An 11,072-nucleotide genomic window follows, 5' to 3' on the forward strand; every position below is an offset into this window, starting at 1 on the left:
TCGTCGGACTGGCCAGCGGGCAGGGGCGCGAGGGGCGGGTGGCGGCGATGCTGCTGGTGGGGATGATGCTGCTTGTGCCGGCCCTGGTGGTGGCGGTGGCCGTGGTGGGGATGGCCACGCCGGGCAGCACGGTCGCGGGCCTTGTGCGCTTCATGCGCATGGCGCAGGACAGCGCGGGCATTCGCGCGCCTCTGGCGCTGGCGGGCGGGGCATTCATCCTGGCCGGTGTGGACCGGGTGGCGGCAGGCGGCGGCCGGGCGTTCGACGCCATGACCGACAACCTTGCCGGGCCGGACCGTGCCGTCATGCTGTTCGTGCGTGATCTCGTGTCGATGGGATGGATCACGCTGGGCGGGGACCTGCTGTGGCCCGACGCCATTGTCATTCCCGATGCCGGCGGCAGCTGGAACCTGCTGGCGGGAATGCTGGTGGCCATCGCGCTGTGGGGCCTGCGCACGCTCGGCCTATGTGGCGTGGTCGCGTGCCTGCGCACCTTTGTCATGGCGTCAGGGCAGGTGGCGCGACTGCGTGCGGGGCTCGCGCTGCTGTGCGGGTGCCTGGCCATCGTGCTGCTGTTTGCCGGTCGGGAATTCGGATGATGCTGGTCGTGCTGCTGGGGATGGTGGTGTTCGTTTCGCTGTTCGGGCCTGATGCGGGCGGTGTGATGCTGCTCTGGCAGGGGGGGCTTGCGGCGGCATGCCTGCTGATGGTCGCGTGGGAAGGCGGGGCGTGGCAGACCTGCCTGCCCGCCGCGGTTGGCGCGGTGGTGCTGGGCGGTGTCGTGGCGTGGCACCTGCGCGCGCGCGTCCATCCCGTGCGGCAGGGACATGCCCTGCTGCTGCGCCTTGGTGGCGGGTTGCTGATGGTGGCGCTGCTGTCCATCGCGGTGCCGCCGGATGCGCTGGATGTGGAGGGGCGGCTGGAGGTTGTCGCCGGGCTGTCGGCCATTTCGTGTGGCCTGATTGCCGCTGGCGTGGAACGTGACCGCGCGCGCCAGTGCGCGGCCCTGTCCTGTGCGCTGGAGGGATGGCTGCTGCTGTCGGGCATTGCCGGGCGGGCGCTGCCGGTGATGGTGGGGTGCGTCATGCTTGCGGCCATGGTGTTCATGCTCCGCATGACCATGCCGCGCGATCCCGCCACGGGGGGCGGGGAATGGTGATGGGGGGACTTTCGCCATGGATGTGCATGGCGGTGTGCTGGCCCTACCTGTCGGCGCTGGCGCTGTGGGTGCCGTCGCGCGGGGGGGAGCACACGCGCGCGGCCATCCTGTCGGTCGTGGGGCTGGGCCTTGCGATCGGGTGGTGGTGGGCGCGCGCGATGTCGGTTCACGATGCGCTGCTGCTGTGTCCGCCGCTGCTGCTGTGCCTTGCGACGATGGTGCATGTGGGCGGCACGGGCACATGGGCGCGTGTTGACGCGGTCATGGCGCAGTGCGTGGCGGGCAACGCCATGGCGGCGATCGCGGCGGATGACGTGGATGTCACCATCGCGCTGCTGGCGCTGACGGTGCTGGTGCGTGTCGCGCCCATGGTGCTGCGTCACGGACAGGCGCGCGAGGGATGGCGTTTTTTCCATGCCGGGACGGCGGGCGTGATCGTGGCGCAGGCCGGGGCGCTGGTGCTGTCGCCGCTGGGGAACGGGCCGCTGGACGGGTTGGGCATGGTCCTGCTGGTGGCCGGACTGCTGGGGGCGTGCGGACTGGTGGGGATGTCCCTGCCGGTCGGACGGGACCACGGGTTGTGCATCATGCCGGTGGTTCCGGTGCTGTACCTGCTGTCGGGGCCTGTCGTGTCGCTTGATGCGGAACTGGCGGCGATGACGCTGCGGGCGATGATGATCGGCATGGGTTGCGTGATGGTCTGGGTTGCCGCGCTGCTGGTGTGGCATGCCGGAATGCAGGGACAACGCGAACCGGGACGGCAGGAACCTTCGCATGATGCGCGGCGCTGGGGGCATGTGATGGCGGCCTGGATCGGGCTTGCGGTCATGGGCGCGGGGGCCGGGGGAGCGGTGGGCACGATGGCCTGCGTCCTTGCGATGATGGCCGTATGCCTGTGTGCGCCCCTGCGCGCGCGGTGGGTGCCGTGGCCAGCATTACTGCGCCATGTCCGCTCCGGCCTGCCGCCCACCCTGCCGTTCGTGGCGATGATGATGACGGTGATGGCGGTCGCACGGGTTTCTGTCTGGGCCATGGCGGCGCTGCTGCCCGCGCTGTGGCTGCTGCTTGTGGGATGCCGGGCGGCGGGGCGCGGGGACGGGACTGGCGCGCGGCTCCGGCCGGCGCAGACGCCGTCGGGCATGCTGGCGCGCAATGCCGGTGCGCTGGCGCTGCTGGCGCTGCTGGCGGGTGGGCTTGTGGTCGTGGCGTATCCGGGGGGACTGTGACGATGGCGCATCCGGCGGGCAGGGACATGCTGGCGGCGCTGCTGGCCCAATGGGCGCGGGAACGGGGCGATGTGCCCGGCGATGTCGCGTGGCGCTTCCATCTGGCGGAGGACGCATGGCGTGACCTCCTGGCGTGCCTTGTGGCGGACCCGTCGCCATTCGCGGGGCTGTGGTGTGATGGTCGCGCCGTCTTTGCCGCGCTTGCGCCGCAGGGGGGCGGGATGCTGGTCCTTTCGACCCCGGTGGAGATGCAGCGTTACTGGGGCCTGTCATCCGCCTGTCCCGCCGCGAGTGTCTATGAGCGCATGATCCATGACCTGTGGGGGGTGGAGGCGCTGGACGCCCGTGACCTGCGGCCATGGCTGGACCATGGGGCGTGGGAGGTGACATGGCCCCTGTCCGAACGTCGCGTGCCGGTGCAGGGCGCAGCCGTGGCGGAGTTCCGCGAGGTGGCCGAGGTCCTGCGCGCGGGCGGCACGATCTGCGAATATGGCCCGGCGGACGGGGGCTTTCACGCGCCGGCCTACCTGCGGCTTGCGCTGCCGGGCGCGCGCGTTGTCGATGCGCAGTGGTGGATGGGATACGCCCATCGGGGGATCGTGGCGCGGATGCGCGGCAGCGACCCGGCGCAGGCCCTGCGGCTGGCGGGGCGGATCGACGGTGCGGCGTCTGTGGCCCATCAGGCCGCGCTGGCCCGTGCCATGGAACATGCCATGGGGCAGGAGGTCGCGCGGCCGGTTGCGGCCGTGCGGGCGATGCTGTGCGAACTCGAACGCGTGGCGACGGTGCTGTTCGATGTCGGTGGCGTGGCGGCGGCGGCAGGGGATGCGCGGCTGGCACGCGCATGCGCGCAGGCGCGTGAACATGTCATGGCGTTCTGTGGCACGGTGTTCGGGCGGCGGATGCTGATGGATGTGGTGGCGTTCGGGGATGGGGGCGTATCCGTTGCGGACTTTGTCCCACGGGCGGAGGAATTCCGCGCCAGGCTGCATGGGGCGCATGCGCGGCTGGAGGCATTGTACCGGCATCCGCGCGGGCTTGGTGGGCTGGTGCGTGGACTGGGCGTGCTGCCTGCCGGCACGGCGCGTGGACTGGGGGTTACGGGCGTGGTCGCGCGTGCTTCGGGGGGGGAGGGCGACCTGCGTCACCTTACCCCCGGATATCACGACGGCTGGCTGCCTGCGGGCGTGGAGCAGGCGGGCGATGTCGATGCCCGCATGCGCGTGTGCCTTGCGACGGTGGGGGTCAGCGTGCGTATCCTTGGCGCGCTTGGCGATGCCGTCGCACGCATGCCGCCCGCGACGGATGCCGCGTCATCGCCTGCCGGGGACGGGGAGGGGACCGGCTGGGCCGAGGGGCCGCGCGGTGCGATCCGCTACTGGGTCAGGATGCAGGCGGGGCAACTGGCGGCGGTCGGGATCTGTGACCCCACGCCCGCCCATATGCTGGCATCGGAAATCGCGATGCGTGAGGCCCATGACACGGACATGCCCGTCATCATGCGTTCCTTCGGCCTGTCACCGGCAGGGGCCGACCTGTGAAAAATGACAAAGGTTTCCGGGTGCCGCCTTTTGATCGAAAAAGGCTGAACCCTCTGAAGGTTTTTGGAAAAAGCCTCACCAAGAACCTTTGTGGGGACTGGTATGATGACGTTACCGGGGGAATGTCATGACACGCGCATCCGCTGCATCGGGCATGGTTTCGGTCTTTTTCCTTGAAACCGGGGGCTGTGCCGGGTGCGCCATGGAACTTGCCGCACTTGACGGCGCGGCGCGGGACGCCGGGCGGGACGGGGTCTGTTTCGTCCGCACGCCACGCCATGCCGATATCCTGCTTGTGGCGGGGCCGGTGACGCGGGCGATGGTCCCGGTCCTGGAACAGGCGTGGCAGGCGATGCCGGGGACACGCATCCTGATGGCCATTGGCGACTGCGCCATCGACGGGGGCGTGTTCGGGGAAAATTACGCGGTGCTTGGCGGCCTGCGCGGGCGGGTGCACCTGGACATGTCGCTGCCCGGTTGCCCGCCATCGCCCGACATGATCCTGTCCGCCATCACCCGGTGGGTGCGCGAGGTGGGACTGCCCGCGCCGTCAGGGCGTCGCGACGTCTGAGGTTTCCTCTTCGGCGTGCAGGGCCTCGGCCTCTTTCTTGAGGCGATGGAAACTGCGGCGGCTGAGCGGCAGCAGCAGCAGGTAGATCACGCCCGCCCCCGCAAGCGCGCCCCACGGGTCGGCGACAAAGACGGCGGCATACCCCCCGATCCCCAGCATGACCGGCAGGACGAAGGGGGCGGGGACCTTGAAATTCTTGAAGGACCAGACCGGCAGCGTGGAGACCAGCAGGAAGGCCGTCCCGCTGAGTGTCAGTGCGGGCATCAGCGGGTCGCGTGCCATGTCATACAGGGCGCCCCAGCCCAGCTTGTGCGCCTCCAGCCCAAGGAACAGCGGGAACATCGCAAGTCCCGCGCCCGCGGGCGCGGGGACGCCGGTAAAGAAGTTGCTGGCGTATTTCGGCTGTTCCACGTCATCGAGGCTGGCATTGAAACGCGCCAGCCGCAGCGCCATGCACACGGTGAACATGATGCACGGGACATAGCCAAAGCGCCCGCCATCCTTGAGCGCCCACAGGTAGAGGACAAAGGACGGGGCCACGCCAAAGCACAGGAAGTCCGAAAGGCTGTCGAACTCCGCGCCGAACCTGCTGGTCCCGCGCAGCAGGCGGGCGATGCGCCCGTCAAGCCCGTCGATGCACGCGGCGATCAGCAGCGCGGTGGCGGCCTCGCCAAAGCGTCCCTCCAGCCCCATGCGCATGCCCGTCAGTCCCGCGCACAGCCCCAGCATCGTCATGATGTTGGGGATCATGCGGTTGAAGGACGGCCCGCGTACCCGTGGCCGCCTGCGCCGGATCAGGCGTCGGCGCTGCTTGGGCGCGGCGGCCGGGGAAGCGTCGGTCATTGCGGGTTACAGCCGCGCCATGACCGTTTCGCCGCCGGTCATGGTCTGCCCGACCTCCACCAGCGGTTCCACGCCTTCGGGAAGGTACAGGTCGGTGCGCGAGCCGAAGCGGATCAGGCCGAAACGCTCGCCCTTTTCGTATTTCATCCCTTCCTCGGCATCGCACAGGATGCGGCGCGCGATCAGGCCCGCGATCTGCACCACGGCCATGTTGCGCCCGTCAGGCAGCGTCAGGCGCACGGCGTTGCGTTCATTGAGTTCCGATGCCTTGTCGAGGCTGGCATTGAGGAACTGCCCCGCGTGATAGGCCACGCGGGTGACGGTGCCGGCGGCAGGCATGCGGTTGACATGCACGTCGAGCACCGAAAGGAACGTCGCGATGCGCCAGACCGGCGCGTTGCCCATGTCGAGTTCGGGGGGAGGGGCGATCTTTTCCACCGAAACGACGTGCCCGTCGGCCGGGGCGACCACCGCGTGCGGGTCCGCCGGGACCACGCGGTTGGGGTCGCGGAAGAAATACAGGCAGAAGCCGAAGAACAGGCCGCACGCCGTGCCCGCCAGCTTCGTGGCCCTGAACGGCAGCGCGCGCCCGATCAGGGCCCCCGCGCCGGAGGCCAGCAGGAAGGGACGGGCCGCCGGATGGGGGGGCGACATGACGAGTTTCAGGGACTGGATCAGGGACATGGGACAAGCTTCATGAAGATTTCGCAAACCAAGGTCAAGTGCGCAGTGCGGGGCCGCCGCCGTGGCGTGGCGCATTTTCGCCCGCGACACCGCCGCCGCTGCGGCTGAAGGCGTCGGCGCGGCGCAGTCGCAGCGCGGGCATGCGCAGCGGGGCGGCAGCATTTCCCACCGGGGCATAGGCGTCCTTGACCGCCTCGATCACGCATACCCCGCCAAGGTAGGGCAGCATCCGCGTGCCCGCGCGTTCCAGCAGGCCCGACCACCGCCGCCCGCCCGTCGGCCCCACGGGCGGGAAATACAGGGCGTTTTCATGCCGCTCCACCCGCAGGCACGCACTGGCCAGCGCGCGGGTGATCTGCCGGTATGAAAATGGCGTGCCCTGCCCGAAGGGGGACGTGTCGGCATGCGCCCACATGCCCGAACGGTTCGGCACCACAAGCAGCAGGCGCGCGTCATCCTTCATCACCTTCCACACCTGGCGCAGCAGCGCGCGCCGCGCGTCGGTGACCTCCAGCGCGTGGACCATCACGACACGGTCGAAAAACAGGTCGTCAAAGGGGAAACGGTCCTCCGCCACGACGCATTCGCGGCCCGCCGGCCCTTCCGCCGGGGCGGGACGGGTAACCAGCGCGTCAAGGCGCGCGGACACGCATGTCGTCACGTCATTGTCCCACAGCGACAGGTAGGGCACGGTATAACCCACGCCCAGCACGCGCCCGCCCGGCATGTCGGGCCAGAACGACGACAGGTGCCGCCGCAGGTGTGTCGCGGCGAGCCGCCCGCGGGGGCTGGCATAGAACTGGCTTGCGATGCGCGTGTTTTCTTGCATTGTCCACCGTTAGCACAAACAGCGCGCCCATGTGGGCGATGGCAGGGGGCATGCCCGTGGCGCATGGGGCGGTGTCATGCCCCGGCACGGTGGCATAACCGGAGAAAGGGGAGGCCGATGGCGCTTTTCATACAACCCGTCCCGATATTGCAGGACAATTATGCCTGGTTCCTGCGCGATGGGGAAAGCGGGGCCTGCGGCATTGTCGACCCGGCGGAGGAAGGGCCGATCGTCGCGGCCATTACCGCGCATGGCGGGCGGCTTGACCGTATTTTCCTGACCCATCACCATGTGGACCACGTCGCCGCCACCGATGCGCTGCGCACGCGGTACGGGGCGCAGGTGATAGGTGCCGCCGCCGACGCGCGCCGCCTGCCGCGCCTCGATATCGCGGTGGGGGACGGGGACCGCGTGATGCTCGGCACGGCGGAGGCGGTCGTGATCGATACGCCGGGCCATACGATCGGGCATGTCAGCTACTTCTTTCCCGCGACACCCGCGCTGTTCTGCGGCGATACGCTGTTCAGCATGGGATGCGGGCGCCTGTTCGAGGGAACGGCGCGCGACATGTTCGACAGCCTGCGTAAGATCGCGGCCCTGCCGGATGAGACGCTGATATGCTGTGGCCATGAATATACCCTGTCGAATGCGCGCTTTGCCCTGCATGTCGATCCCGCCAACGCGGCGGTGGCCCGGCGGATGCGCGAGGTCGAGGCCCTGCGCGCGCGCGGGCGGCCCACATTGCCGGTGACATTGGCCGAGGAAAGGCGCACCAACCCCTTCCTGCGCGCGCCCGATGTGGCGACGCTTGCGAAACTGCGTCAGGAAAAGGATGCCTTCCGGTGAAACTGTACAGTTCGGTCCTCAGCCCCTATGCCCGCAAGGTGCGCGCGGCCATCCATGCCCTCGGGCTGCAGGACCGGGTGGAGGTCATCAACGTCAACATCTCCGCCTCCCCGGCCGAAGTCGTCAACGCCAACCCGCTGTGCAAGATCCCGACGCTGCTGTGCGATGACGCGACGGCGATGTATGACAGCAGGGTCATCGTTGAATATCTGGGCATTGTCGCCGGGTCGGACATGCTGGTGCCCGCCTCCGGCATGGCGCGCTGCCATGTCCTGCGCACGCAGGCGCTGGGCGACGGGATCGCGGATGCGGCGATCCTGTATCGCGGGCTTCTGGCGGCAGGGGTCGCGCCCGACGCGGCACTTGCCGCGCGGCAGATGGCGGCGGTGGAACGCGGGCTTGCGACGCTTGGGCGCATGGCGCGCGAGTCGGCGCTTGGCGCGGCGACGCGGCCCGATGCCGGGGCGCTGTCGGTGGGATGCGCGCTGGGATTCCTCGACGCGCGATTTGCGGAACTGGGGTGGACAGGGCAGTATCCGGCACTGGCGGATTGGTATGCCCGCCTGGACCGGGTCGCGTGCATGCGCCTCAGCGCGGCGTAGGTCACGCCCGGCGCGGCCCCGGACAGATACGCCATACCCACGAAACAGGGCGCAAAGCCCCAAGGTTCCGCACAGAAGGAGCATAGTCTATTGTCGCCACCGCACGTTCCGGTTGTCATCAAGAAATATGCCAACCGGCGATTGTACGATACCGATCGTTCGACCTACATCACGCTCGACAGCCTTGCCGCGATGGTCAAGGAGGACCGCCCCTTTGTCGTGCTTGATGCAAGGACCGGCGACGATATCACCCGCGGCGTGCTGGCGCAGGTCATCCTTGAGGAGGAGACGAAGGGCCGCGCGATGCTGCCGGTCCCGTTCCTGCGGCAACTGATCCGCTGGTATGGCGACAGCCGGCAGGACGAGGTCTCGGAATACCTTGAACGCATGATGAATGAATTCATCGCCCGGCAGGCCCATGCCTCCCCGGAACTGAGCAGCGCGCTGGGGGCGGAAAATGCGGAAATCATCGGGCAGGTGATGTCGATGTTCACCTCGCTCCACGCGGTGGAGCGCGGGGTCGGCAGCGGACCGTCGATCGAAAGCCTGGTGCGGGAGGTCATGGACCTGCGCGCCGAGTTGCAGCACCTGCGCGGCGGCACTGCCGGTTCCGCCACGCCACAGGCAGGCGATGGCCCGGCATAGGGCGACCCGCCCCACCTGTCGCGGGACGGTTGTCATGTGATCTGTCCGTGGCCATCATGACGGCCCCCGCCATTATCGGGCGGGAATTATATGTATTTCAGTCAGGATCGACAGTTCATGGCCCGCATTGAAGACATCCTTGCCGAACGCGGCATCCGCCCGTCAGCCGACGGAATCGTCCTTCCCGCCGGCTTTTACGAAATCGGCACGGCCGAGGTGCAGGGCGAAGGGCTGCGGATCCGGGCGGAGGAGTCCGGGACCGTGACGTTCGAAGGCAGCCTGCAGGTCAGGGGCAGCGTCACGTTCGAGGGGATCATCTTCTCCCCCGCACTCGACGAGGACACGTGCCCGCGCATGGACATCGCGCAGGGCAGCAGGATCGACATCGTGGACTGCCAGTTCATCGGTGGGGAGCAGGCGGCCATCACGATGCAGGCGGGACGGGTGGACATCAGGGGCAGCCGGTTTGAAAGCATCCGTGGGGAAGACACCGCCCTGCGTGCCAGCGGAAAGGACGCGCACCTGTCGCTGGAACGCTGCGTCATGGATGGCTGCGTGCAGCCTGTCGTGGGGCAGGACGGGGCCACGGTGGAGGTGACGGACTGCGAACTGGTGGGCAGTGCGGAGAAGAAGCCGCAGGTTGTCATGAGAACCGGTGCTCAGGTGACGCTGTCGGGCTGTCGCCTGAATGATGGGCTGAATAGTGCCGTATGGGTGAAGGAAAAGGGGCAGGCCAGCCTGACGGGCTGCACCCTTTCGGGCTTCCACAAGGCTGCGGCCATTGAGGCACGCGATGCCGGGTCGAAGGTCGTCGTGTCGGGCACCGCCATCAGCGATGGACGGCAGTCCATCTACGGACTGGACGGGGCCACGGTGGAGGCGACGGAGTGCGAACTGGCGGGCAGTGCGGAGAACTCTCCGCAGGTTGTCATGAAAACCGGTGCGCAGGTGACGCTGTCGGGCTGCCGCCTGCGTGACGGGCTGAATAGTGCCGTGTGGGTGTTTGAACGGGGGCAGGCCAGCCTGAAGGGCTGCACCATTTCGGGCTTTCACAAGTTGGCGGCCATATCGGCACAGGATGCCGGGTCGAAGGTCGTCGTGTCTGGCACGACCATTGGCGATGGGCACCAGCCCATCTACGGGCAGGACGGGGCCACGGTGGCGGTGACGGACTGCGAACTTGTGGGCAGTGCGGAGAACTATTCGCAGGTCGGTGTGAAAACCGGTGCGCAGGTGACGCTGTCGGGCTGTCGCCTGCGTGACGGGCTGAGCCATGCCGTATGGGTGAAGGAAAAGGGACAGGCCAGCCTGAAGGGCTGCACCCTTTCGGGCTTCCACAAGGCTGCGGCCATTGAGGCACGCGATGCCGGGTCGAAGGTCGTCGTGTCGGGCACCGCCATCAGCGATGGACGGCAGTCCATCTACGGACTGGACGGGGCCACGGTGGAGGCGACGGAGTGCGAACTGGCGGGCAGTGCGGAGAACTCTCCGCAGGTTGTCATGAAAACCGGTGCGCAGGTGACGCTGTCGGGCTGCCGCCTGCGTGACGGGCTGAATAGTGCCGTGTGGGTGTTTGAACGGGGGCAGGCCAGCCTGAAGGGCTGCACCATTTCGGGCTTTCACAAGTCGGCGGCCATATGGGTGCAGGATGCCGGGTCGAAGGTCGTCGTGTCGGGCACGACCATCCGCGATGGGCACCAGCCCATCTACGGGCAGGACGGGGCCACGGTGGCGGTGACGGACTGCGAACTTGTGGGCAGTGCGGAGAACTATTCGCAGGTTGTCATGACCTCCGGTGCGCAGGTGACGCTGTCGGGCTGCCACCTGCGTGACGGGCTGAGCCATGCCGTGTGGGTGAAGGAAAAGGGGCAGGCCAGCCTGACGGGTTGCACCATTTCGGGCTTTCACAAGGGAATGGCCATATGGGTGCAGGATGCCGGGTCAAGGCTTGTCGTGTCGGGCACGACCATCCGCGATGGGCTGCGTCCCATCGTGGGGCAGGACGGGGCCACGGTGGAGGTGAAGGACTGCGAACTGGTCGGCAGCGCGGAGACCTATCCGCAGGTGACCATGATCTCCGGTGCTCAGGTGACGCTGTCGGGCTGCCGCCTGCGTGACGGGCTGAG

Annotated in this window: 11 protein-coding genes and 1 pseudogene; 9 read left to right on the plus strand and 3 right to left on the minus strand. The window is 68.3% G+C overall.

Annotated elements, in window-relative coordinates; all coding sequences use genetic code 11:
* The 5 genes and pseudogenes from KMAL_RS17360 to KMAL_RS14955 form a co-directional block, all read left to right on the plus strand.
* Positions 1-599 (plus strand): annotated as a pseudogene (locus tag KMAL_RS17360) (hypothetical protein); the annotation flags it as partial.
* Positions 596-1,159, plus strand: coding sequence for a hypothetical protein (locus KMAL_RS14940; RefSeq protein ID WP_110096342.1), 564 nt, complete (start codon positions 596-598; stop codon positions 1,157-1,159). The pseudogene KMAL_RS17360 and the gene KMAL_RS14940, both read left to right, overlap by 4 nt.
* Positions 1,159-2,385, plus strand: a complete 1,227-nt coding sequence (locus KMAL_RS14945) for a hypothetical protein (protein ID WP_146044235.1) — start codon at positions 1,159-1,161, stop codon at positions 2,383-2,385. Before KMAL_RS14940 ends, KMAL_RS14945 begins: the two co-directional genes overlap by 1 nt.
* A gap of 2 nt (positions 2,386-2,387) precedes the next feature.
* Positions 2,388-3,926 (plus strand): NADH-quinone oxidoreductase subunit D-related protein, encoded by a 1,539-nt coding sequence (locus KMAL_RS14950; RefSeq protein ID WP_110096344.1) that lies wholly within the window; start codon positions 2,388-2,390, stop codon positions 3,924-3,926.
* A gap of 127 nt (positions 3,927-4,053) precedes the next feature.
* Entirely contained in the window at positions 4,054-4,497 is a 444-nt protein-coding gene (locus KMAL_RS14955) for an NADH-quinone oxidoreductase subunit B family protein (RefSeq protein ID WP_110096345.1), read from the plus strand.
* Here KMAL_RS14955 and KMAL_RS14960 read toward each other — a convergent pair.
* The 3 genes from KMAL_RS14960 to KMAL_RS14970 are packed head-to-tail and all read right to left on the minus strand — an operon-like array spanning position 4,477 to position 6,853.
* Positions 4,477-5,340, minus strand: coding sequence for a CDP-alcohol phosphatidyltransferase family protein (locus KMAL_RS14960; RefSeq protein WP_167400056.1), 864 nt, complete (start codon positions 5,338-5,340; stop codon positions 4,477-4,479). The two genes, KMAL_RS14955 and KMAL_RS14960, sit on opposite strands and share 21 nt — an antisense overlap.
* A 6-nt stretch (positions 5,341-5,346) precedes the next feature.
* The gene (locus KMAL_RS14965; protein ID WP_110096346.1) at positions 5,347-6,024 is read right to left on the minus strand and encodes a phosphatidylserine decarboxylase; all 678 of its coding nucleotides are present in this window, start codon (positions 6,022-6,024) and stop codon (positions 5,347-5,349) included.
* Between the two features lie 34 nt (positions 6,025-6,058).
* Complete coding sequence (locus KMAL_RS14970) at positions 6,059-6,853, minus strand: class I SAM-dependent methyltransferase (protein ID WP_110096347.1); 795 nt, start codon at positions 6,851-6,853, stop codon at positions 6,059-6,061.
* 117 nt (positions 6,854-6,970) lie between these two features.
* On the opposite strand from KMAL_RS14970, the gene gloB reads away from it, so the two are divergent.
* The 4 genes from gloB to KMAL_RS14990 form a co-directional block, all read left to right on the plus strand.
* On the plus strand, positions 6,971-7,699 hold the full coding sequence (gene gloB / locus KMAL_RS14975) for a hydroxyacylglutathione hydrolase (RefSeq protein ID WP_167400057.1): 729 nt from the start codon (positions 6,971-6,973) through the stop codon (positions 7,697-7,699).
* Positions 7,696-8,301 (plus strand): glutathione S-transferase, encoded by a 606-nt coding sequence (locus KMAL_RS14980; RefSeq protein WP_167400058.1) that lies wholly within the window; start codon positions 7,696-7,698, stop codon positions 8,299-8,301. Before gloB ends, KMAL_RS14980 begins: the two co-directional genes overlap by 4 nt.
* A gap of 90 nt (positions 8,302-8,391) precedes the next feature.
* Complete coding sequence (gene phaR / locus KMAL_RS14985) at positions 8,392-8,946, plus strand: polyhydroxyalkanoate synthesis repressor PhaR (protein WP_180999849.1); 555 nt, start codon at positions 8,392-8,394, stop codon at positions 8,944-8,946.
* Between the two features lie 117 nt (positions 8,947-9,063).
* Positions 9,064-11,072 (plus strand): right-handed parallel beta-helix repeat-containing protein (locus tag KMAL_RS14990; RefSeq protein WP_180999850.1); only part of this gene is annotated, 2,009 nt, incomplete at its 3' end.

Source organism: Novacetimonas maltaceti (genome assembly GCF_002906255.1).
Classification (GTDB): domain Bacteria; phylum Pseudomonadota; class Alphaproteobacteria; order Acetobacterales; family Acetobacteraceae; genus Novacetimonas; species Novacetimonas maltaceti.